This window comes from Planctomicrobium limosum (assembly GCF_051465645.1).
Lineage (GTDB): Bacteria > Planctomycetota > Planctomycetia > Planctomycetales > Planctomycetaceae > Planctomicrobium.
The window spans coordinates 1012002-1035257 of the sequence record NZ_CP195790.1 but is presented as its reverse complement, the minus strand read 5'-3'; the positions used below and the strand labels follow the sequence as shown (position 1 = coordinate 1035257).

At 51.1% G+C, this 23256-nt stretch carries 26 protein-coding genes; 10 read left to right on the top strand and 16 right to left on the bottom strand.

Going from position 1 to position 23256, the window contains the following annotated elements:
• Window positions 1–21: 21 nt before the first annotated feature.
• Window positions 22–618 carry an HNH endonuclease gene (locus tag SH527x_RS03810; protein WP_437193323.1) on the top strand — a complete coding sequence of 199 codons (597 nt, stop codon included), beginning with the start codon at window positions 22–24 and terminating at the stop codon, window positions 616–618.
• Between the two features lie 86 nt (window positions 619–704).
• Here the strand turns inward: SH527x_RS03810 and SH527x_RS03805 are convergent, their stop codons facing one another.
• On the bottom strand, window positions 705–1181 hold the full coding sequence (locus SH527x_RS03805; protein ID WP_437193322.1) for a HEAT repeat domain-containing protein: 477 nt from the start codon (window positions 1179–1181) through the stop codon (window positions 705–707).
• A gap of 470 nt (window positions 1182–1651) precedes the next feature.
• Between SH527x_RS03805 and SH527x_RS03800 the strand changes: the two genes are divergently transcribed.
• A complete protein-coding gene (locus tag SH527x_RS03800) occupies window positions 1652–2713 on the top strand; it encodes an integrase core domain-containing protein (RefSeq protein WP_437193321.1) in 1062 nt (353 codons plus the stop codon).
• A 267-nt stretch (window positions 2714–2980) separates the two neighbouring features.
• On the opposite strand, the gene SH527x_RS03795 is transcribed toward SH527x_RS03800, so the two are convergent.
• The 6 genes from SH527x_RS03795 to SH527x_RS03770 all read right to left on the bottom strand — a co-directional run bounded on the left by SH527x_RS03795 (window position 2981) and on the right by SH527x_RS03770 (window position 6926).
• Window positions 2981–3847: a hypothetical protein gene (locus SH527x_RS03795; RefSeq protein ID WP_437193320.1), complete on the bottom strand. Its 867-nt coding sequence runs from the start codon at window positions 3845–3847 to the stop codon at window positions 2981–2983.
• A 334-nt stretch (window positions 3848–4181) separates the two neighbouring features.
• Window positions 4182–4727, bottom strand: a complete 546-nt coding sequence (locus SH527x_RS03790) for a DUF488 domain-containing protein (RefSeq protein ID WP_437193319.1) — start codon at window positions 4725–4727, stop codon at window positions 4182–4184.
• 15 nt (window positions 4728–4742) lie between these two features.
• Entirely contained in the window at window positions 4743–4964 is a 222-nt protein-coding gene (locus tag SH527x_RS03785) for a DUF2905 domain-containing protein (protein ID WP_437193318.1), read from the bottom strand.
• Window positions 4940–5314 carry a hypothetical protein gene (locus SH527x_RS03780; protein WP_437193317.1) on the bottom strand — a complete coding sequence of 125 codons (375 nt, stop codon included), beginning with the start codon at window positions 5312–5314 and terminating at the stop codon, window positions 4940–4942. The genes SH527x_RS03785 and SH527x_RS03780 overlap by 25 nt, the downstream gene beginning before the upstream one ends.
• A gap of 48 nt (window positions 5315–5362) precedes the next feature.
• A complete protein-coding gene (locus SH527x_RS03775) occupies window positions 5363–5701 on the bottom strand; it encodes a hypothetical protein (RefSeq protein WP_437193316.1) in 339 nt (112 codons plus the stop codon).
• Window positions 5702–5992: 291 nt separating this feature from the next.
• Window positions 5993–6926 (bottom strand): IS630 family transposase gene (locus tag SH527x_RS03770; protein WP_437191016.1). Its coding sequence is split into 2 segments (ribosomal slippage): window positions 5993–6586 and window positions 6588–6926, totalling 933 coding nucleotides; the frame shifts between segments, so codons are not numbered across the junction.
• A gap of 359 nt (window positions 6927–7285) precedes the next feature.
• Between SH527x_RS03770 and SH527x_RS03765 the strand changes: the two genes are divergently transcribed.
• The 7 genes from SH527x_RS03765 to SH527x_RS03735 all read left to right on the top strand — a co-directional run bounded on the left by SH527x_RS03765 (window position 7286) and on the right by SH527x_RS03735 (window position 12817).
• Window positions 7286–7849 (top strand): hypothetical protein, encoded by a 564-nt coding sequence (locus SH527x_RS03765; protein ID WP_437193315.1) that lies wholly within the window; start codon window positions 7286–7288, stop codon window positions 7847–7849.
• A complete protein-coding gene (locus SH527x_RS03760; protein ID WP_437193314.1) occupies window positions 7846–9243 on the top strand; it encodes a 7-cyano-7-deazaguanine synthase in 1398 nt (465 codons plus the stop codon). The genes SH527x_RS03765 and SH527x_RS03760 overlap by 4 nt, the downstream gene beginning before the upstream one ends.
• Before the next feature lie 17 nt (window positions 9244–9260).
• Window positions 9261–10490: an ImmA/IrrE family metallo-endopeptidase gene (locus SH527x_RS03755; RefSeq protein WP_437193313.1), complete on the top strand. Its 1230-nt coding sequence runs from the start codon at window positions 9261–9263 to the stop codon at window positions 10488–10490.
• Window positions 10491–10568: 78 nt separating this feature from the next.
• The gene (locus tag SH527x_RS03750; protein ID WP_437193312.1) at window positions 10569–11087 is read left to right on the top strand and encodes a hypothetical protein; all 519 of its coding nucleotides are present in this window, start codon (window positions 10569–10571) and stop codon (window positions 11085–11087) included.
• Between the two features lie 50 nt (window positions 11088–11137).
• On the top strand, window positions 11138–11773 hold the full coding sequence (locus tag SH527x_RS03745) for a GNAT family N-acetyltransferase (RefSeq protein WP_437193311.1): 636 nt from the start codon (window positions 11138–11140) through the stop codon (window positions 11771–11773).
• A 24-nt stretch (window positions 11774–11797) separates the two neighbouring features.
• A complete protein-coding gene (locus tag SH527x_RS03740) occupies window positions 11798–12115 on the top strand; it encodes a GNAT family N-acetyltransferase (protein WP_437193310.1) in 318 nt (105 codons plus the stop codon).
• Window positions 12116–12172: 57 nt separating this feature from the next.
• Entirely contained in the window at window positions 12173–12817 is a 645-nt protein-coding gene (locus tag SH527x_RS03735) for an SGNH/GDSL hydrolase family protein (protein WP_437193309.1), read from the top strand.
• A 64-nt stretch (window positions 12818–12881) separates the two neighbouring features.
• Here SH527x_RS03735 and SH527x_RS03730 read toward each other — a convergent pair whose 3' ends face one another.
• The 9 genes from SH527x_RS03730 to SH527x_RS03690 all read right to left on the bottom strand — a co-directional run bounded on the left by SH527x_RS03730 (window position 12882) and on the right by SH527x_RS03690 (window position 20988).
• Complete coding sequence (locus tag SH527x_RS03730) at window positions 12882–13229, bottom strand: DUF488 domain-containing protein (protein WP_437193308.1); 348 nt, start codon at window positions 13227–13229, stop codon at window positions 12882–12884.
• Window positions 13230–13240: 11 nt separating this feature from the next.
• A complete protein-coding gene (locus tag SH527x_RS03725) occupies window positions 13241–13639 on the bottom strand; it encodes an SRPBCC family protein (RefSeq protein WP_437193307.1) in 399 nt (132 codons plus the stop codon).
• Window positions 13640–13651: 12 nt separating this feature from the next.
• Complete coding sequence (locus SH527x_RS03720) at window positions 13652–13969, bottom strand: cupin domain-containing protein (RefSeq protein WP_437193306.1); 318 nt, start codon at window positions 13967–13969, stop codon at window positions 13652–13654.
• Between the two features lie 13 nt (window positions 13970–13982).
• Entirely contained in the window at window positions 13983–14462 is a 480-nt protein-coding gene (locus SH527x_RS03715; protein ID WP_437193305.1) for a cupin domain-containing protein, read from the bottom strand.
• A 2-nt stretch (window positions 14463–14464) separates the two neighbouring features.
• The gene (locus SH527x_RS03710; protein WP_437193304.1) at window positions 14465–15187 is read right to left on the bottom strand and encodes a TfoX/Sxy family protein; all 723 of its coding nucleotides are present in this window, start codon (window positions 15185–15187) and stop codon (window positions 14465–14467) included.
• Between the two features lie 281 nt (window positions 15188–15468).
• Window positions 15469–16011 carry an MBL fold metallo-hydrolase gene (locus tag SH527x_RS03705; protein WP_437193303.1) on the bottom strand — a complete coding sequence of 181 codons (543 nt, stop codon included), beginning with the start codon at window positions 16009–16011 and terminating at the stop codon, window positions 15469–15471.
• A 144-nt stretch (window positions 16012–16155) separates the two neighbouring features.
• A complete protein-coding gene (locus SH527x_RS03700; protein ID WP_437194574.1) occupies window positions 16156–16875 on the bottom strand; it encodes an Abi-alpha family protein in 720 nt (239 codons plus the stop codon).
• Between the two features lie 142 nt (window positions 16876–17017).
• Complete coding sequence (locus SH527x_RS03695; protein ID WP_437193302.1) at window positions 17018–20650, bottom strand: AAA domain-containing protein; 3633 nt, start codon at window positions 20648–20650, stop codon at window positions 17018–17020.
• A gap of 8 nt (window positions 20651–20658) precedes the next feature.
• Window positions 20659–20988, bottom strand: coding sequence for a helix-turn-helix domain-containing protein (locus tag SH527x_RS03690; RefSeq protein WP_437193301.1), 330 nt, complete (start codon window positions 20986–20988; stop codon window positions 20659–20661).
• Window positions 20989–21322: 334 nt separating this feature from the next.
• Between SH527x_RS03690 and SH527x_RS03685 the strand changes: the two genes are divergently transcribed.
• Window positions 21323–22663, top strand: coding sequence for a lipase family protein (locus SH527x_RS03685; RefSeq protein ID WP_437193300.1), 1341 nt, complete (start codon window positions 21323–21325; stop codon window positions 22661–22663).
• Window positions 22664–23256 lie beyond the last annotated feature (593 nt).

Sequence of the window (23256 nt, the reverse complement as noted above, 5' to 3'; positions counted from 1 at the left end):
AACAATTGTTTTTACACCACAATGACGCCCATTCACCAAAGCACGGGCCCCAAGGGTACGAATGACTATTCGTCAATGAAGCCGTGGCTTAGAGACGAATTCTGTTTTTGTTGTGTATACTGTTTGGACCGTGAGACATTTCGTCCAGACGGAGCGGACTCCATTGCCGTGGAACATAGTGAACCGAAGTCGCAAGCTCCAGGAAAAGAGGTCGATTACGACAACGTCTTCTACTCTTGCAATCGATGTAACATCATGAAGGGTACGAAATATCTCCCCTCTCCCTCCTCAATCGGGCTGGGTAGTATGATTGAATGCAGAGAAGACGGAACCTATCAGGCAAAAACAGCCGAAGGTCACACATTCATCGATGTTCTCGATTTGAATGACCCGCAACGAGTCGAGTATCGACGACGGCTTCTAGTATTGTGCCGCATTTCCACAGAGATGCCAGACCATGCAGAACTTCAGGAAGTGGTCATGTCATTACGAAAATACCCAGATGACCTTCCAGACTTATCGAGACTTAGACCCCCACTGGGAAACACTAGGCCGGGAGGAGTTCTTACGTCGCATTTTGCAAGAAAGCACAACGGCGTTTTGCCTGATGTGTATTGAATTTAGTTTATCACAACAAAAAGAACGGTAATCTGAAGTGTCGAAGCTGAAGCCACAATAACCTTGGATTGCTCAGGCGGTGAAAGTCAGCTGAACTGCTGAAGAGTACTTCGTACCAGAATCAAAGTTCTTTCAGAGGCGTGTCCTTGAGCCTTTTCCAGAACGGAATTCAACGCTTCTCTTTCGGGTGGAGTTGGAGACGTAAACACTTTGTTGCATTTCGGAGGCGTCAGCCACAGCAACAACTCCTCTTCGGCAACGACCGCGACGTCGGACTCTGATATTGCTGCAATGGAGAGCAGCCAGGGAAGGCTTCGCCACTTTCCCAATCTGGCAATTGTGCGAACCGCGTGAGAGCGGGCAAATCTGCCAGGTGCATGAAGTGCGATCTCCATCAGCTCATCCCCTGCTACGAGGTAAGAAGCTCGACTGAGGGATTGACTGACTTCCCGAACGACACATGGACTGGGATCGGACAACAGAGGAAGTATTTCGGGGACAGCGGATTCCACATTCAAGCGTGTCAGCCCTTCGGTTCCGTAGTGGTAACATGCTAGCGCCACGCTTGTCTCTCGCTTCAAAAATGCTGCTTTTTTGAGCCCTTTCGCTTCGACCTGGCTTGTCTCACGCTCGCCCTTCGGTTCCGTAGAAGGATTGCACTTTTCAGTCCGAGCGGTCTCAAGGCTCGGGACGGCTTGATTTTACGCTATAGGGCAGGTTTAGCAGAGCGTTGCAAAACCACGCATTCTGACGCGAGTATGCACCGTAATTGGCTCGTTTCTCCGTAATTTTCCGTAGAGAAATTCGAGCTGCTTTCAAGAGGCTTGCTCACTCCCAATGAGGGGCGATTCAGCCCGTCTTAAAGCCTCTTTTAGACATCGGATCGTGTCAGTTGTCTGGTCTGAAACTGCGCCGAAACACCGCCTCAAAAAGCAGGATTTTGGAAACGGTTTTCGAGCACCGTTTTCAGCATAAGGTGCTGTACAACCAATGTGCAAAACCCTTTCAAATTGCAGATTACGACAATACCGATATGGCCGCGATTTTCCATCCACTGCTGGCTTTGATTGCCTCGGCCACGGATCGAGAACTGGCGAAGTACATCCAGTTCCTAAAGGAAGAGAACAAGATCCTCAGATCCCGTCTGCCTGGCCAGATACATACCAAGCCCGCGGAGCGGGAACGACTCATCAAGTTTGGCAAAGCCATCGGTCGGGCCATTGAAGAGTTGCTGACCATCGTCAGTGTGAGCACGTTTTACCGCTGGCTGCGGGATGAAGGTCAGCCCAGGCGAAAGAAGAATCCCAAAGGAGGGCAGAGGAAGCCTCGCGAGATCCGAGAACTGGTCCTGCAGATCGCCACAGTCACGGGGTTTGGCTATACGCGGATCATTGGAGAGTTGAGAAAGCTCGGCATCAAGAAAATCAGCCGACAGACAGTCCGAAACATTCTGAAAGAGGAGGGCATTCAACCAGGACCCGATCGAACATCCGATAGCTGGGCGAACTTCATCGACCGTCACAAGAAGACACTGTGGGCCTGTGATTTCTTCAGCGTGAAAACGGTGACCAGACGTGGGTTGCGAGACATGTATGTCTTGATTTGGCTGCGTGTTTCGACGAGAGAAGTCATTGCGTCTACATCAACGGAACACCCGACATCGGCCTGGGTGTGTGAACAGGCCAAGAAGTTCATCGATGAAACGGCCGGACAGGAACACAAGCCGGAGATTGTGATCCACGACCGGGATACCAAGTTCAGCAGAGAGTTTACGGAAACCCTGAAGTCACACGGTCTCCGCACCAACAAACTTCCCAAGCGAAGTCCCAACCTCAATGGTCGCTGTGAAAAGTTCATCGGCACCATCAAAAATGAGTGCCTGGCCAAGTTCATTCTCTTTGGTCGCAGGCATCTGGATCATCTGGTCGCAGAGTTCACCGAGTATTACAACCAGCACCGAAGTCACATGTGCCGTGGACATCTGCCGCCGGTGAGAGAAGAGCCTGAGGAAGTCGAGAAGCTCAGCTTGGACGAGATCGAAGTGAAGTCATTCGTCGGTGGGCTGGTGAAAGGCTTTGAACGCAAGGCCGCCTGACGCAGACGTTGCTCATTACTCTGCTGTCGGCAACATTGTTTTTTCCGCTCTACCATGAACAACTCCGACAGTGATTCATCGGGTGGTGGTTTCGTCATGTAATGTCGTTCGTTACCACGACCATTCTGCGCACTTTGATGAAGCCATCTTTCATCTCAAATCCCTAATTGTGAATGTCTTCTCCGAGTTTACATCATTTGGACCGAAGTGGGCGGTGCAGAACGCCCCTCACGGCATTCGTGTTCAGGATGTCCATCACTGAAGACGCTATCCTTTCATTCGTCTCGACCAGTCTACTTTGTGCCCCAACAATGATCCTTTAAAAAGCTCTTCGGAAATGATGGACATCGCCTTAAAACAGCCGCCTATTCCTCCGCAATAGGTCGGCTCCAGAGCAATTGTCACTCCCTGCAATTGCATCTCCTTGATTCGTGACATCAGTTCACCGTTTGGCGAAACCAACGCACGAATATCTTTTTCTGGAACCATCACTTCGGTTCCTTTCTCCTTACTGTTCTTAAAAAAGTAATCCACATCAAGATCAAAATAAACTGGAGCATCGTCGGAATCTCGCAATGCATCCAATAGCCGATCAATCGATCTGAAGTAATGCGTTTCATGCTGATGACCAAACTGATCAGTCATCATTGAAGATCGCTCGTTTCCCTGCTTGTAGAGAACATACACGTCTCCCACTGCATTCAGATATTGTGCCGGATAAATGTGCCCATCGTTCAACGCTCTCAATCCAAGAAAGCTGAATGCGGCAACATTGTTCTGAGTCACCCGGCGGCGTTCGATGGCATCTTGTGATTTTTCGTTGTCTTCGGTATCGCCAACTTCAAGCTCACCTACCAGCAAGCTGAGTTCTTCCGGTAAACAGTCACAGCTTCCTCCCACATCATTGTGTCGATCAATCGTAATTAAATCAGGTGCAAGATCATTTTGGGGCAGCGAGCGACTCCACTTCTGAGTCGTCCATTTCATCCAGTAATAGAACGCAAAACGATGATGATGGATTACAGCAACCTCAATGGCATTCCCTCCACCGTCCAACGAAGGCATCAATGATGTGTCGCCCGGAGAAGGAACATGTGAACGATCAAGAAGTTTTCTGAACAGATTTTCATTCATGGTAGACATTCCTCTTCAGGACAAGCGAAGGCCAATCCCAAGCACTTCGTGTGAGGTGGAAAGCTTCGTGTTGCCTCACAGAAATTTCATTTCCTGGATTCGAAGTTCGAGAAGTGGAGGCCAATACAAGGGGATACGAAATGAACACACAGCAGCACTGCTTCGCTTTGAACTCATTCTCTCTCGTGGGAGCTGGCTCAGAGGTTCAAACATGAACAAGGAATGGGCATGATGCTGGATGAACTCAGCAAGGTTGAAGTAGATATGGTAGTAAAACTCGTCGTTTTCGAGAAAGGAAATGACAGTACAGGAGAAAAGCTCTTCCCGCCTGCATTCATTCAAACAACATCTTCGGTCCGGGATAGATGACATTCTTGTCCTGAACTCGTGCTTCAGTGGTCATCTGATGCCGCTTGACCTCTCCGGATGGGAAGATGTGCTGAATTGAGTGACCATGTGCGGTCAGGAAGTCGCTCACGAGTCGGCGGTGGCATTGCCAGAACAAGCTTTCCGAGCACATGTAAGCGATGCGTTTCTGTTCAGAAATGGTCAGCAATTCGTCGATGCCTTGCTGGAACGGTTCGGTCTGCATGTAGTCGGCATAGTTGTGAAAGCTCTCGTTTCGCAAACCGGAATTGAGCGAAGGCGGAATGGACTTCTGCTTCGGACGCCGTCCTCCCAGAGCATCCAGCCAGTGATACTTGATGCCCGATTGCTGCAATACTTTAGAAAGCTCCTCCTGGTTGAACTGAGGAAACTTGCGTGAACTCGGAAACCGGCGGATGTCAGTGAGAGCAGCAATCTCATGCTCTTTGAGCAGATCGAGAAATTTGTCAAGCGGATGATTCGAATGACCGATGGTGAAGAGTTCCGTTGCCATCCGATGATTCTCCCATCATTTCCCAAAGTAGCGGATGATTCCCATGATGGCTGTGAACAGCAGGCTGAGGAGAATGCAGGTTGTCAGCGGAAAATAGAACCGAAAATTCTCCCGTTCGACCACGACGTCACCCGGCAGTCTTCCGAGCCAGGGAATCGATGGCGACAACAGCCAGCCCAGACCGATCAGGGCCATCAACACTCCAGTGATGATCAGAAGCCATGCTGGATTTTGCATTTGTTCGCCTCCCGAGGCTCACGTGTTGACGAATTTCGCTGTGTCTTTCCGGCATCCTCGACTTGGTAGTGCGAATTGACGGCTGGCTGCCCCGTATAGTTTGGACCTGCTTGATCATCCGCCCCGAGGTACTTGAAGGGGAAGTCCACAATTCGTCGAGTGTCGCACTGAATCAGATGTCGTCGAAAATCATATTCGAATCCCTGACGGCGAAATTCCTTGGCGATGATGCGTTCTGTTGAAAGATCGTCATTGAGTTTGATGTTCTTCAAATCCAGATTGGCCACGAATCTGCCACCATCTGTGAGCCAGGACGCCGCTCGGGAAATCAATCCCAGTTTATCACCCACGTAGTGCAGTCCATGAACGCACGTGATCAGGTCAAATTGCTCGTCTGGTTACCATGTGGAGAGCGATGCCTGAATCAGCTTTAGACATGTCGGCGGTGCTTTGCCGGACAGGAACATCCCCACAAGATCAACACCGACAATCCGGATGTCGAGACATTCGTCCTTAATGAGTGAGTCTAACTCAAGCAGTGCCTTTCCTGTTCCGCAACAGAGATCGAGCCAGGAAGCATGACCATTCAACTCCGCTTTCTCTTTCAGAAAATCGAGCGGATTGAATCGGAGTTCCCTGGAGTAGCCGTTGGAACCACAAAGGTTCCGCTCTCGGTTCATACGGCAGTTGGCCACGATCCCGGATTGTTCCAGTTCCTCGTTTGCCAGGAAGTTCATGAGTGTGATCGGGCTTTCATGGTTGGGATCGGGCTAAAGGGTTGTGATCGGGCTTTCATGGTTGTGATCGGGCTTTCATGGTTGTGATCGGGCTTTCATGGTTGTGATCGGGCTAAAGGGTTGGGATCGGGCTAAAGGGTTGGGATCGGGCTAAAGGGTTGGGATCGGGCTAAAGGGTTGGGATCGGGCTAAAGGGTTGGGATCGGGCTAAAGGGTTGGGATCGGGCTAAAGGGTTGGGAGTCAGCTCCATGGATATTTCAGAAACGGTGTGTCCTAGAGCAATTTGCATTTTAACTTCCCCTGTATCCGCAACTCAGGAAATAGTTTCGGCATTCATTGGGAGTGAAGGTTTCGATGAGGGCTCCGATTCGCTTCCAGAGGTTCTCAATGGTCCGTTCGGCGAATTTGCGGAGGAGTGCTTTCAGCTTCGAGAACGCTTTCTCAATCGGATTGAAATCCGGTGAATAAGGCGGCAGATAAAAGACGCTGGCCCCGACCGCTTCAATGGCTTGAATGACTTCTGGCTGTTTGTGACAAGGGAGATTGTCCAGCACCACAATCTCTTTGCGATTCAATGTCGGAACCAGACACTGCTGGATGTACGCCAGAAATGATTCCCGATTCATGGGGCCATCCAGCACCATGGGGGCCGTCACGCCGGTGCAGCGGAGTGCGGCAATGAATGTGATCGTTTTCCAGTGCCCATGTGGCACCTGACTGCGGACACGTTCCGACTTGTTCCCCCAACCGTAAAGTCGGGCCATCTTCGTGTTGGCCCCGGTTTCATCGAGAAAGATGAGCCTCTGCTGGGGCTTGGGGCGAACCAGAATCCCCCACCAGCGACGCTTCTCTTTCACGTCAGGACGTTGCTGTTCTGAGGCGTGCAGAACTTTTTTTGAGCCGGATTCCCCAACGACGCAAGGTGCGACTCAATGCTGAAACAGAGATGGCCAACCCTAACTGATCAATCAGGGACTGCAACGTCAGGCTGGAATTGTCTGCAATGGCCTGCCTGATGTCCGCTTGACGATGGGCGACTTTGGATTTTCGCCCCACTCCAGCACGGATCGGTTCGAGAGATCCGGTTTTCTGACGATGGTGAATTAGGCTCCAAACTGTTTTCCGGTCGACCCGATACGTGCGAGCCACCTGAGACTGACTGACACCCTGGTCAATCGCTTCCAGTATCCGACGCCGCAAATCGACGGAGAGTGCATTCGACATAATGGTCCTCCATGACGCGACACACTCTCCCAAATTCGACACATCATGTGGAGATCAATTTGCAAAATGCTCTAGCGTGAATTCGAGGAACTCAAGGGGTGCGATCTTGCATTTGGGAAAATAAGGCAAGCACCCCAATCAGCTGTATGCCTTTGGTTTGCCAACTTTAGATGGACATTCTCCCTGGAACGACAGTTTCCCCAGGGCATTTCACAGAAACGGTTTACAGCTATTCAAGCAACATGCAAACTTGACATGCCTGTGTAAATCGTCAAGCTTGTTGTTGACATTGTAAACACTGGGCCGATAATTGATGAAGGGAGTGTCAAGGAGCACGTCTTTTTCGGAGTGGCCGTACCGTGGCAGAAAACGAATACCTGGACGCAACGAAGGCGCGGCGGTGGCAATCAGTCGCCCAAGCAATTCAAGAAGGCTCATCGATATCCGAAGTCGCCGCCAAGATTGAAGATTGCTTACACAAAACGCTTCGACAAATTCGTAAAGACCTGCCGTTGAGTGAAATGATCGAGCATCTCCACGATCCCCAAAAACTTCGGGAAATGTGCAGCCGTATTGAGGGGGCACATGATGTGAAGTATTTCGTGATTGAGGCGGCAGATCAAAAGGGGGAGTTGCCGGAAAAGTTGAGCTACTTCTTGAGCCGGTCGCTGGCTAATTGCCTTTACGACGTACCCTATCTCGCTGCGAATTTTGAAAGTGATATCAGCATCACGGGGGTAAGAAATGCGATTCGAGATGCCGAAATCTGTCTTCAACCTGAAATTCACCGAATCGCAAGAAAATTGGCAGAGAACCCTGCTTGGAATCCACGCAGAGCAAGTCGTCGGGAGACGCCTGCTGTGAAGGTCGATACGACGAAGAAAATGCTCGGTGAATCACTTTTAGTAGGATTTCGGAAATGAGTCATCATTCAAGCCGCTTCGAATTAGACGTTCGTGACTCTCGATGGTCAGAATCGAAGAAATTTCGTTTCGGCCACGACTGCGATTTTCTATGTCGAGAGCGAATACTGCTCGAAAATGTACCAAGTCCTCCACAGGAGCAGCTGCTCGATCTCGTTCGAATTGCCTCCTCGGTTTTCTTTGCGGACAGAATTATCAAGCGAGATCGCCGTGGCGGTCCTCAGGCTTGGCCACGCACGATCTCGCTTTCCCTGGAAGTAGCGAACCCTGACTTTTGGATTGACGCAAACGTTAGCCAGTGTCTTCATGATGCACTTCATTTTGTGTCTGGAGACAATTGGCTCATTCAATTCTTACCCTCAACTGCCCAAAGCTCCCCTGGACTTGAATGGCAACCTCCACTTTCTTCTGCATTTTTTCCCACCAATCCACGTTTTAGCCTTTATAGCGGCGGTTTAGATTCGGCAGCAGGCTTGGCTCATCAGCTTTTGTTGTCAGGCGAGACGCCGATTGTTCCGATTACTGTTCGGCATCGATCCGATCTTGGTGACAAGGTGAAACACCAACTGACGTCCATGGGGCGAGTTTTGGGGAAAGAATTGTATTCAATCGTAGTCCCCTTTGAGATGAGCAGTCCTTCCAAGTTGGTTCAAATCGAAGAAACGAGCCAACGGTCTAGGGCGTTTCTGTTCATCACCATAGGTGCCGCTGTCACGAATGCATTTGGTGCGAGTCGACTCGAAACTTTTGAGTCCGGGGTAGGGGCCATCAATGCACCTCTGCTTGCTGGTATGGACGGTTCCCAAGCGACAAAGGGGTCTCATCCGCACTTCCTGCATTTGATGTCAGAACTTCTCTCTCTGGTCATTGGCAGCTCCTTTCAAATTGTCTTGCCCTTCATGGGTAAAACGAAAGGCGAGCTTGTGGCGTCTTTGTCTCCATCTGACTTACGGCTGATCGCAAATGCCACCTGCTCATGTCCGAGCTTCCCGGTAAGAGTACATCATGCTGGACCACAGCAGTCATGTGGAGCATGTGCTGCATGCCTCTTTCGGCGGCTTGCAATGCACTCTGCGGGCATTGAGGAAGTCGGTAGGGATTATCAGTACGACTTCTTGGATAATCAGACCGTGATTCCTTTCAAAAAACGGCGATACCTTGCTGCTTTCTTGAACCAAGTTGACAGTCTGCGTGAAACCGAGCTTGGAAAGCTGCCTCCAAACATTGAAAGGCATCTTCGTCACACGCATGTCTTCGACCATGGTTGCTCTGTCGAAATGATCGTGGACCTCTATCGCAGATACAGATATGAGTGGCTCGATTTGATTCGGCTAGCAGCATCAAATGGTTGTAAATGGACGAAATTGATTGATCTGCCCGCTCAGGCAGCTTGAATATAGGGAGATTCAATATGCCGCTGTTGGAACAAATCGATCCAAAAATCGTTGGCCTTCGTCTTGCAGAAGCCCGAAAGGCAAGAGGGATCACTCAAGAAGATGCTGCCACTCACCTTGGATGTAGCCGTCCGACGTTCATTGCCATCGAAAAGGGGACTCGGCAACCCAAGGCTGAAGAGGTTGTTGCCTTAGCAAAACTATATGGGCAAAAGGTGAGCGATATTGTCCGTCCGGGAGAACCGCTTGCCGATCTTCAGCCACATCTTAGGGCTGTTGCACAACAAATGAAGGTCGATGATTCGGAAGTTGTTGAAGGAATCGAAGCCCTTCAACGTTTTGCCGAGGATTATCGACGTCTGGAGCGTATTCTCAGCGTGTCACTTCCTACGAACTACCCAGAAGTGGTCACCATTGGAAGAGGCAGTCCCGTCTCACTTGCTGAGGATGTGGCCGATCAAGAGCGACGACGATTGGGTGTCGGCGACCAACCCGTGATCCATCTTCGGAGTCTGCTGGAAGCCGAAGTGGGCTTGAGAATTGCCTATGAAGACTTGCCTTCACGAGTTGCGGGAATGTTCGCCTACTCAAGTGAAATGGGGGGCGTCATTCTTGTGAATCGGAAGCACCCGCCAGAACGTCGGCGTGCGACGTTGCTCCACGAGTATGGACATCTCATCACGGATCGATTTAAGCCAGGCATTGACTATCTAGCCTATCCAGGACGGAAGCCTGCAAACGAACGTTTTGCAGAGGCTTTCTCAATGGCCTTTTTGATGCCTCCAACCTCAGTGAGACGGCGATTTAATCAGATCGTCAATGAGAGTGGAGACTTTCAGATTGCTGATCTTTGTCGACTCAGCCACTTGTATTACGTTTCGGTCGAAGCGATGACCTTGCGGCTTGAAGGATTGGGATTGATTCCCAAGGGAGTGCGTGATCATCTCAAAGAATCACGTTTTGAGGTTCGTCGAGCAGGTCAAATGCTCAATCTGCAACAACATCCGGTCACCGATGGCCGTTTCCCTGATCGCTATGTGTTCCTTGCAGTTCAAGCGTTTGATCAAGGTGACCTAAGTGAAGGCGAACTGGCGTCAGTTCTTCGATGTGACCGAGTGTCAGCACGAGAGATTGTTGAACAATATCTGACGACGACCGAAGTCTCTGAGAATGGCGAAATTCGTAGTGTTCAATTGGAAACGCAATACTCGCTGCTTGGTGAGAAACAAGCGTCAACTGCGGAATAGTGTCGATGGAAATCGTTTCACTCGATGAGGTAGCAATCAGAGAACGACATGGACGAACGGATCATCGACACTTGTTGCTTGCTCAATCTCTTTGCATCAGGACAATCCAAGATGATTTTGGATCATTATGGGAGTGTCTACGTTTCTGAACACGTGCAAGGTGAATCGCTTTGGATTCGAGAGTATGACAACGAATCTCCTCCACAATTGGTGCCCAAAATGATCGACTTGCAGGAGTTCCTTCATGAAGGAACAGTTGTGGTTTGTCGTTTAGAGCAGGAGCAGGAATTTGAATTATTCGTGCAAATGGCTCAGCAGCTTGACGATGGAGAAGCAAGTGTCTTGGCGATTGCAAAAAATCGTGGTTGGATTGCGGCAACAGACGACAAGAAAGCTCGGAGAATCGCAGCAGAGCAAGGGATTCCAACAATTACGACAAGTGGGATAATCCACGCTTGGGCTTTATCCGGGAAAGTGGACAGTCAGAAGGTGGCGTTGATTCTTAAGAACATTCAACAATTCGGTCGCTTCATTCCTCATCGGTCCGATCCATTTCATGACTGGTGGATGCAATTAGCCGAAACAAAGGTGAAATGATTCCGATTTCTGCCGAAAGCAGATGCACTTCTCTCACTCCGACATTCCCCATGACCACTTTTGACGAGCTCAAAGACACCTTCTGGCTGTACAGCACGGACGAGACACACAACTGGACATTCAATTGGGCCTTTGCGGAACTTCGAGGATACGGAGATGAGGTCATTGATGGTCTGATCTGGGGACTTCAGCAACCGGATCGAAATCTCAACATGCTTGTGCTGGGTCTGTTTGAGTTTTTTCCTGATGCCAGCCGAGCGTTTCCTGCGACTCGAGCCTGTATTTCGAACGACACGGATCGTTTGGTTCGGCTGACAGCGATGAGCACGCTTCACAATCTGAGAGATACCAGCGAGAACCTGATCCGATTACTGACTTCCAGGCTCGATTCTGAAGACTTTGTGGAACGAGTGACGGCAGCCGGGAATCTGTGGAGAATCAATCGTTTTCCAAAGGCATTGGCCATCCTCCAAGAAGGTGATCCATACAACATGGCTCAAGACTATTTGGACGAAGTTGAATTTCCGATCCGGGACGAATTGCCAGAGGATCGAGCAGCAGTCCGAAGACTCAACCAGGATGCCTTCGGAGGTGATGCTGAAGCGGACTTGGTGGATGCCTTGCGTGATGATGGGTATACGGAAGTCCCGATGGTCGTCACGAGCGATCAGCAGATCATCGGGTAAATTCTGTTCAGCCGAGTCTCGATTGTGACGGAAAAAGGAACAGTGAATGCCCTGTCATTGGCTCCCATGACCATTCATCCCGATTTCCAGCGAAGAGGGATTGGGACACGGTTGCTCTATGCGGGTCTCGACCGCTGCGAAAAGCTGGGACATGGAATCGTCCTGGTCCTCGGACACCCTGAGTTCTACGGACAGTTTGCCTTCTCTGCGAAACTGGCTCGCCAGATCGAATCCCCCTTCGGCGGGGGCGATGCCTGGATGGCAATGGAACTCGTGGAGAATGCCATGAGGAATGTGGTGGGGCGAGTGGAGTTCTCACCGCCGTTTGCTGCACTGAGATGAGAGGCGGTATAAAGGCACTTCCCAAACAATCGTTCCCAGATTTTGAGAGTGCTCCTCATGAAATATCTCCTCGTCGCCCTCTCGCTTTTGACCTGTTGCCCATTCCTGGCAGCGGAGGAACCGATCCGAGAGCGAATTGAGTGGATCGACATCTGGGTAACGGATGCGGATAAGGAGGAACTTCCACGAGTCCTGTTTGTCGGAGATTCGATCACCAGAGGCTATTTCGGAGCGGTCGAAAAGCAGCTGGCTGGGACAGCCTCCTGTGCCCGGCTGACCACTTCGAAGTGTGTGTCTGATCCGACGTTCAACGATGATCTCCTGTTACTGCTCAAGCAGTACAAGTTCTCCGTGATCCATTTCAACAATGGACTTCATGGCTGGGGTTATACCGATGAGCAATACCGGGACGGACTTCTCAAAACCGTTGCGGTTCTCAAGGAAAACTCAAACGGTACCAAGATGATCTGGACCACGACCACGCCCGTACGTGAGAAGGCTGACTTGAACACGTTTTCGAAACAGACGGATCGAGTGATCGAGCGGAACCGGCTGGCAGCTGAGATCATGAAAGAGCAGGGAATCGCCACGGACGACCTGTTCGAATTGGTCAAAGTCCAGAATGGCAATCGAATGACGGCGTCCATTTCAATGGCGGCGGAAATGAAGCCATGTCCAAACAGGTGGCAGAAAGTGTGCTGAAGGTGCTGCCGTAGGGGCAATTCACGGCCCCACAGGGACCATCAGCAGACTCCCCCTGCCGAATTTATTTCCGCTTTTCGAGATATTCATTTAACGCAACCGCACTGTTCCGTTCTTCATCGCTGGCAGCATAGATGAAGGTGACTGTTCCCTCGGTGATACGATGTTTCAGCAACGTGAGTAGGTCATCTTTCTCGCTCAATTCCGCCTCATAACGTTTGCGGAACTCGTCCCAACGTTCCGGGTCATGATGGAACCATGTTCGAAGTTCCGTGCTGGGAGCCAGGTCTTTCAGCCAAAGATCGATTGAGGCCTTCTCCTTGCTCACGCCTCGTGGCCAGAGACGTTCCACTAGGATACGCAGACCATCCTGCTTCGAAGGTTCTTCGTAGACACGCTTGAGTTGGATCACGCTGGTTTCCTTTAAGAAGCGATCCCCTCCAACACGCATTTCAGAGTCAGCAGATCGGCTTCCACCATGCTGGCATCTTTGGTGAACTGCTCGCCAGACATGCCGGGAAGCTGAAACAGCGTGAACATCACCTCGCTCCCCTCACCATTGGTAACGACTCGCATCGGATTCAGGATCGACTGACCATCAGGCAATGTCACAGTGTGATCCAGGACTCCAAACTCATTGTCCGGAACAAAGCGAATCCCGATCCAGCCTGAAGGAGTTTCCATCTCCCAGTTGTCTTCGCACCTTCTCACCGACAGGCAAAAAGACTTGATCCATTGCGGCAGATTCTCAGGGTTCGAGGCAAAGTAATAGACCTCGGGAGCAGGGCGATTGATGGAACAGGAAATGGTGCGAGAGTTCATCAAGGCCGTTTCTCACTTCAGTAATGTCAGGAGCATGATCAGCGGCGATTCGGCATGGATGCTGTGCGGTGTCTTGGGAGCCATTTGAATCCAAGTCCCAGGTTTGCCGTTCACTGACTCGTTTCCCACCGCCAAAGTGGCCTCACCCTGAATGATTTGGATGATCGCTGGCAACGGGGCGACATGTTCAGCCAGACCACTTCCAGCAGCAAAGGCAAATAGAATGACCTTTGCATTCTCATCATCTCCCAGAACAACGCTCTGCTTTCCCGATTCAGGCGGCGAAAGTTCGTCAGAAAGTTGACGGATTTGGTAATTGGTGGTTGTCATGTCGATCCATTTCTCAATGTCCAGGAACCCTGATCTCAATCCCATACCGAGGAGCCACCTCAAGCAGCTTCTGGATTTCCTCGGAAGTCGGCGGTGATGCCAATTCGACATCATCGGCAAGCGGATGCCCCACTTCGAGGAACATTTGTTCTAATCCAGCTGGAGCAACAGAGATTAGCATCCTGGCAATTTTGTCGCTCTCATTCTTGAAGCAGTGCAGGCTTCCGACCGGCATATTCAGGAATGTTCCCGCACCGGCCACGATCCGTTCCTCTCCCAGTTGAAACGTGATTTCCCCTTCGAGTACCAGGAATGATTCCTCCTCACGAGTGTGAATATGAGGTGGAGGACCGCCTCCGGGAGGAACCAGGGCATCAAACGTGGCGTATTTGCCATCGGTTTCTTGACCAGTGGCCAGGAATCGGTACGTGTCGCCGACAATCCCAATTCTGGGGCCTTCTCCTGGTTTACGGATGGTGGCTGGGTGAGTCATGGTTACTTTTGCTTTCTCTTCGCCGCTTTTTCTTTGTCCGGCTTCACTCGCCGTTTCACAATTCGCTGAATCAGATCGAGGGGCATCGGCTCATCCAGCGGGAATTGAAGATTGCCTTTCGGCCCGGCATAACGAGCAACCGACTTCTCCAGTGTCTTGTCACCAGAGATCGGCGGGTATAGGCCGATGTGGTTCTTCCAGGCGGCAAAGTACACCAGAATGCCGTGTTGCCTGAACGCAGGCATTTTGTAGCTGATGACTTCCTCTGCATCCGGGGCAGCGTTGCGGATTGTCTCTCGAACCTGCTCAAGAACGACCTGTATGTCGGCAGGAAATTTTGCGATGTAGCTGTCGATCTCAGTACACTTCTCTATCTTTTCCGTGCTCCGACTCGTTTGCTTCTTCGGTAACGTCTTCACGAATTTCATCGAACGTTCGATCCAGTTGCTCAACTGGTCATGGTCTTCGATCCCTGTCGGCTCGACCAGCACCCAATTCCGCATCGGCCTGCCGGTGATGTCAAACGCTCTGACAAATGGTTCCTGCAGTGCTGCTTTCCCTTTGTTAGGACCGAGTCGGGCGATAAGAGCATCCTTCCAGACTCCGACGAGAAGGTTGCCATTGAGCAGGAAACAGAGGCCGCCGAACATCTTCTTTTCTTCGATATTCTTCTTGCGAGCCAAGATGGAACGGATACGAGTAGCGACGGATTCATCAAAAGGCATGGGCGACTCTGTTCATTCAGGGGATTCCGTCGCTCAGTATGCCTTCACGACTGGCAAGGGAGAGGATATTGGGCTGGGAGTTCCGTGATGTCATGATAACCGATCATTTCCATCTCATCGCTGTGATCATGGAATAGACGACGGAGTTCGCCCAGGCTGGAAGGTCGCCATTCATCATTGTCTGCTCGCTGAGCGGCGAGTGCTGAGACTGGATGATCGTTCTGAGTCAATTCCGCCCGCAAGTAATAGGCGTCTCCAACATGCAGAAACCATCGGTCGTCTTATTGGATTGCCACGCCGCAATGCCCGAGTGTGTGGCCGAAGAGAGGAATCAGCAGAACTTCGGACGAAATTTCCAGTGGAACCGATCGGGCGTCCAGTCCAAACCATTTGCGGTTTGTTGGTTCGTGGGGATGCCATTGCGGTTGGTGGTCAAACTGGCGGGGAACATATCGCCAGTGACCGGAGCGAAGATGAGTTAGTTCTTCCTGGGAAATGTGAACCTGGGCGTTCGGGAAATCCGCCAATCCGCCCGCATGATCCGGATCGCAGTGTGTGAGAACTATATGCCTCACGTCTTCCGGTGAAAACCCAAGGCTCTCAATCCGCCTGATCGCTGTGTCTTCTTCATGGAACTGAAAGCCTGCGAGATCAATCAATTCCTGTCCCAATCGCTCAACGGGATTTTGGACGTCGAGCAAGCCGATGCCCGTATCAACCAGAGCCAGTCCATTTTGATCTTCCAGCAACAGACAATGGCAGACAACCGTGGGATATCCCGTCACCAGCAATGTTCCGCAATTGATGTGGTGAATGGTCGTCATCTCGAAATTCTTTCGCATTCCTTTGCAGATGAGAGTGGCAGGCAGCCTATTACCTTCTCTTTGAGGCTGAATGTTGTGAGGTGGAGAAAGATGAAAAGATGATCTTCAATTTGAATCACCAAGGATACCTGATAGCACAATCGCTCAGCTTTTGTTCACATCATCATGCTGTGACGATATGCAAGCATTGACAAAACTTTGTCCCCAGTCGCTCAAGCACAATTTTCGATTAACCGGTGCATGAGGAATATTGCCGTGTCTCCACTCGTACGGAAAGTGATCGGCATTAACCTGAATAAGCCCCATCGTCTGCAGTCGATCAAGCACCAGGAAGGGGTTGTCAAATTCAAGAATGCAGTAACCGAACTCTTCCAAAATCGCCTCCTCAGTGGACGAGGAGGCTTGTTCTAGTCTGTCTTCAACGGCGGCATATTCATCGGATGGAAGGTTCACCGATCCTCCCGAGTTTGCGATGTGAGCCAGCGATCTTGCTTCGTCTGAAGACATCTGCTTGAGCAGCTGTACATAGGCTGGATGTCGATGTGATGCAGCGGAGATACCTGAAGCAAGAAGATGTGACCACATCTCCGAGAGAGTTTCATCATCGACATTTCCGGCTGCATCCAAAAGTGGAAGCAGAAACGACGGTGGGGTGATCTTTGCAGCGAGCTTATTTTTCTCCAGTATTTGATTTGCTCTGGCCGCTATTCTGAGGCGGTTCTGCCATTGCCAGAAATAAATTTGATCCCCCAGCAGTTCACCGACAACCTCACATGGTTTGCCAAGTAACTTCTCGATCAGGTTCGCCCCTGATCGTGCCAACTCTGGATTTATGGGGAGCAATTTGACGATCTCTACCAACATGGACACGAAGGAAATCCTCCCACGAAGTGGACAACTGGTTTTCTTGGAGAACTTCTCATCTGAAGCATTGGATCAAAAAGTTTTGCAAGTTCTCAATGCCACCTTCAGATAGTTATTCAGCTTGAAATGGAACAGGAAATCATCAGAGGACTTCCCCAGTCCTCAATGATCGAAACGGCAATTCCAAGTCTGGACAAATGCTTTCTGCTTCCGCCCCAAAACACGCATGAACCGAATCTCCGTTTCTGAACCAGAACAGTGGTTCGGCCAAGAGTGTTCCCTGTTCGTCGGTCAGCGGTTCCTGACGAATCTCAAACCGCTTCCAGAGATCAACCAGCCATTTGCGGTGTTCATGTCCGATTTGATCCAGAATGTCATTCAGGTCATCCTGGATACTGGTTGTCGTCTCAACTGTCGGTGCGGAATTCAATGTTGTCAGGCAATTTGAAACCGTCTCCATCAGTTGGCGAGAGGCAGGCTGTCCCTGGGATGTTCCGTAGATCGCCAATAGCGATCGGGCACGGGTTATGGCTACATACAGATTGTTGGCCAGAATCTGTCCCTCTCCGGTGATGTACTGATCCACTCCCGGAATCATGATGACTTCCGCTTCATATCCCTTGAATGAATGAGAAGTCGTTACCACCAGCGTGTTGTCCTGCTGTTCAAACGAGCGGTTGGTCTGAACGGACAACTCAACCCCGATTTCTTTCAACTTCGGTCCGAGTTGCGATTCTAGTTGCTGAACAATGGACTTCCCGTTGTAGATCAGGCAGATGTCCGTCGGCGAAATCCCTTCTTTCTGGATCAGATGCTTCAAATGACCCGCAATGGCCTCGATTTCATCGGAACGTTTGCCGAACGCATGAAAGATCGGTTTGGGACCATCGGTCTGATTGAATCGGACCCGCAGCCATTCTTCGCCGTTCCGTTTACTTTTTTCGATTAACCCCATCCCCAGGAGTTCGTTCTGGTCCTGGCGTTGGTCGGCGGGGGTCAGGCGGTGCAACACATTGACGGCGAGTTCGGTAATCGGGGTTGTCGAACGAAAGCTCTCTTTCATGATGGTGGAACGACCACGCATATCGAGGCCGAACTCCGACCATTTGGGAGTCCTTCTACCGTAGATGTTCTGAGCGTTGTCATAGAAAATATGAGCCGACCGGCTATTGGGATCATCGGCGTCGGTCTGTTCGACGATGGACAATAGCAGCTTGAGCGTAGACGGCCCCATATCCTGAGCTTCATCGATGAACAAAGCCGAGCAGCTCGGAAGAAGTTTGGCCGCATCCTGTCGATTCAAGAATTCTTCTGCAGCCCGATCGTAGTCAAACTCGAAGTCTTTCATGGAAAGCGATGCACTGGGCAGTATCCCCGCCAGGACATCTTTCACATGCAGGAGGGCCACTTTGCCCCAGGGAAACTCGGGCTTATCAAACAGTTCTTCCTCGAAAAGACCGTCCCAGGCGGAGACCACCGATTCCTGCAATAATTTGTGCAGAGATCGATTGGCATAGACCGCCCAGATACGAACATTTTTGACTCCCTCCATTCGCTTGACCGTTTTGGCCAGCCAGTTGCACAGGACAATCGATTTGCCGCTTCCCGCAACTCCACGCACCAGGCGAGGTTTGCCGTCCAGATACAGATTGGTGAGACGCTGTTGTTCCTGCGAGAGGACCGGCTTCATGTCCTTCCGTTGAGCAATCTGTTCTCCCATGCCTCCCTTGGGGGCCTCTGTTTCCTGCGTCGTCGATCGCCGCCGAAATCCTTTGGATCGCTCGATTTTCTCCCACCGAAGCTCACCGTCCACTTCCGCCAGAATGCTGGGCGTCAAATGGCGAAGCAGGGGCTTGAGATAGGGTTCATCCATCTCCTTCCGGCTGGCGAGAACAATGACCGCCTCCCGTGCCCGGCTTAAGGCTACGTTGACGAGCCGTTGCCATTCTTCGATGGGCCAATTGGAACTTCCCGCATTCACGGTATCAAAGATGACAATATCCGCTTCTGATCCCTGCTGGCTGTGAACCGTGGACGACTCCCAGCTGGTTAATCCCCAACCAGCAAGCAACTTGGCAATCTTCTGAGCCTGTGCCTTGTAGGGCGAGATGAACAATCCTTTCGATTGCTGGATATCGGAATCCGAAAAGATTTTCTCCAGAACGGCGGGAGTCATTAATCTCACCCAACTCTTGTTTCCTGGTCCTCGATCAGCACGAATCGAAGCAAGATCATTCGCTTCCTCATCCAACACGTACCAGATGGTTCGGGAATAGTCTCCCAGCCAGGAGGGCAGACCTGATGGTCGTTGCTGAGTTTCCTCCGCAGTTTTGAGAAATCCGCCATACTGATAGTCGGAGACCACCTTGCAGACATCCGGATGCATCCGACGTTGTTCGGAAAGAACATGGACCGCCTTCGGCGTATCGTCGAGCTCATCGAGGTGGCTTAAGCCGCTGCTGGCCAGCCAGGTCTCGTGACGTGTCGGTAGAATTCGAGAAATACGGCTGATCGGAGCCAACTGCTTCGAATCTCCCACCAGCACGACCCGACGTGCTGCCAAATAGGACAAGGCCGCAATGGCAGTTCGTGAAATCAATCCCGCTTCGTCGATGAAGATCGTGGTGAAAGGTGCATCCCCTTCCTCCACCATCTTGGTAACCAGCCCCTCCTTCAGGAAATTCATAGCCTTGAACGCTGTCGTGGTGACCACTCGCACTTCCGGATCAACGAACAGGCGTTTGCTTTGATCACTGCCGCCAGCACGAATCTCCTTGATCTGTTTCCGTGCCAGAGCTTTTTCTTCCCAGGTTTCGAACAGGCGAAGCTGCCCAGCGAGGCCGTCGATTTGGTGCAGCATCTCCGATTCTGTTCCTCGCAGCATCATTTCCAGACCGCTGCTGGAAAATGATTGAAGAGATGCTCCTTTTCCAATCCGGAGTAACTTTCCTTCGTCCAAGTCAGATGATGATCGGCTGCGTGCGGCGTTCCCAATCGAAAGGGCTGCCGCATCTGTAGCCCGATTCGTTGTCGAGACGACCAGAATCCGTTCGCTGGGATCATCGAGAACGGCGGCGATCTGCTGGCCGGTCGTCCACGTTTTTCCAGTACCGGGTGGTCCCCATAGAATGTTCCAGGCGTTCTGCCACCAGTCCTGCATGTGGGACAAGCCAACTCGACGTGGATTCGTTATGAGAGGATGAACTCCGCCTTCGGTCGCCGCCAATCGATTCGGGAGGTCATGTCGGATTGCCTCAAACGCCGAGTCATTGAAGACAGCATCGAGCACCGCCAGGAATTCAAAGGGACGCACAAAGAACGAACCGATCGTCGGCATTGCCTCAGGGTTATCGAGACTGATGAACAGGCAGCCATTCCGTTCATCAACTTCGAGAACTTCCCCTTCCCAGACAATTTCCTCTTCGTAGGCAGCGTTCTCATAGGAGAAATCGGAGAAGCGGGCGTCGTCGTCAAGCGACCTCGGACGAAACGCAACAGCACCTTCCCAGGTCCAATCAAACTCAACCGAACTGCCGACATGTACCACGTAAACGGTGCCACGATCCCGCTCCGCAAAAATGCTCACCTTACGGCAACGCAGCCGTTTCCACTGGGAACAGTCTCGATACTCCTGTCGGACAGCAGTGGCGGCATCCTTGAGCTTCTGGTCTTCTGAAAGAGGTAAACCGAGATCGGAAGAGAAACGGGCGGGCTTGAACTCAGTTACGAATGAGGAATCGCTATCGTTCACATCATCGCTGAACTCCTCTCCCATGTCACCGCTCACTTTTTTCGGCCATACTGCTCAAGTAACCGGTTCATTTCCATGTCATCCATTCCTGCAACAATCCGAAAGACATCAGGCCGCTCGCACACTCGTTTCCGGATGAGTTCTGGCACTTTCTCTGCCAGCAGGAGCAGTTCCTCCTCGTCTGCATCGAGTTCCACAGCCAGCTTGTGAATGAGGACTTCCGAAGGGCTGTGTCCGACTTCAAGTTTGTGATTTTCAATCTTGGAGAGATACGTGAATCCAACCCCCACTTTGGCTGCGAGGTCTCTCAACGTAAGCTGCTTTGCCTGACGAAGTTGCCGAATCCGTTTGCCGAAGGCCATGTCGTTTCACCTGCTTGCGGGCGACCCGGCCAGATCATATAGTGTTGCACTGATGAGTCAACAGGGTGTGGGTAGGAGAACTAAAGTTCGCTGTCTGCCAAAATAGCAGCAACAGGACGAATCGATTGCAACCAAGCGGTAGGGCATCTTAGGGCTTACACTCCGAGGGAAATTCAACGGCAAACGTCTCAGGAGAACAACGATTGATTTCTAGAGTCAGTCAGGTAATGAAGACCGCCGCCAAACGAGCCAAACCGAACTATTCCGACCGGAAGAAACGGAACAGGAAGGCGACCGTCAAAGAACGGTTGCTCTTCGACCTGGGAGATGAGTGATGGAACAGATTGCGGGCCTGCTGTTCATTTCTTTGGGAATAGTTGCTGTTTGGCAACCTTATTATTTTGTCACGACAGCCAAGCCAACCTGGGGCAGATTCCTCGTTGCCTTAATTCTGATGGCGGTTGGCGTTGAAATGACCCGATCCGCCCCCTATGGAGTCGGCCTGGGAATAGTGGCATTGGTGATTTCGACTCAACGTTTTGTGAGTGAACAGTGGAGCCGATTTTGCTCCTCATTGGGAACTGGACTTGTCATTGCTTCGCTATTGGCGCTGATCATCGGCCAGTTTCAAAGCCCTTGGGATGGAAGAAGAGACCATGAAGACCGGTCGGATCGAGTTGTTCCTGCACCTCCTGTCCTAACAGATGCTGAACGACTCGCCCTCCGCTGGTCCACAAACGACTCATATGCCGACTGGCCAGTGGCTGAATTGATGCTGGACCTGTGCCAAATCTCCTACCGCCCTCCAGTCGAAGCACGGGAAGAACTTGAGAATCGAGGCTTTCAGGCGGAGACAATTGAATCGGGGTCAATGAACGGCTACGTCGTGAAATCGAATGACGATGCAATCATTGTTTTTCGGGGGACAGAAAGCGGCTGGCATGATGTCGTGCAAGACCTGATCTTCATCAATTCAAACAATGGATCAGGCGGAATGCATCGAGGTTTCCGAAGCGGCTACAGCAACTCAAGGTCTCCGAACTCGATGCATCAGCAAGTTCGACGATTGCTCCAGAAATACGAGGCGAAACGAGTCTGGATCACTGGTCATAGTCTCGGCGGAGCATTGGCTGTGGTTTGTGCTCATGATTTGCTTGTTGATGGCGATTATGAGATCGCCGGAGTCATGACATTTGGGCAGCCAAAAGTGATCCGTGAGAACATGCGAAGTTTTTTGGAATCCAAACTTGCAGATCGATACGTGTTTTTTGTCAACGGGATGGACCCGGTCGTCAAAGCTGTCGACCCCTATCTGCATTTTGGTCATATGGTTCACTACAACAACGATCGAATCGAACGCTCAAGACGTGCTGTATTGACGACCTCATACCCCAAAGGGCCCGATCCCCAGCCACCCCAGGAAGTTATTATTCACCCTGAATTGGATTCCTTCTCAGAGCAGGAATTGAAGGAGTACATCCGTCAGCTTCAACGTGAGGATCAACCTGTCACGACATCCGACGGGAAGCAGACATACACTTCGCAACAAACCTATTCCAGCTACTTGCCAAATCCTTCAGATCACTATCTGGACAGTTATCGAATAATGATTCAGGTTCTGACAAGCACTGGAACCAATGATTCAAAGAGAACTCATTCACAGGGGCATCCTTAGGTGAAGAACGAGGGTAAGACGCCCGGCTCGTGAGCTGGGTGGAGGTCATTTAATGCCTGCAGACGTGAGATAGCAGCTATATGTCAGACATAATCACCGATGATCTGAAATCTCGACTTCTGGAGTCGATCGCCAGTGACAGTCCGATGATGCTTTGTGTAGCAGGATTGTCAATGGCTCCTCCAAGCTCCATTTCTTCAGCTTGGAAAGTGGCGTAACACTGCGCAGCTGAGTATCGGGCGAGAACAGGATTTGATCTTCCCAATGGTCTCGCTGACCATATCGAATTAAGGGCAGAACACTTTTTTGAAGAAATGAGTTGGAGCACGTTCTACTGAAACAACTCGTCAAATGGCGCGAATTCGTACGAAGTCCACCAAATCAAGTTCACATTGCAGTTGCAGACTTTCTAGCATCCCGAGTCTGTCCACTCGTCCTCAGTACGAATCTAGACACGATGATCGACGCCGCCGCCACCTCGCTTGGCGAGCCAGATTTCTACCAGACTGTCGTTGAGAACGACCTGAATCTGCATCAGCTTCATGCGCCGCTTTTGAAGATTCATGGATGTGCTCATCGCACTAGGCATGAGT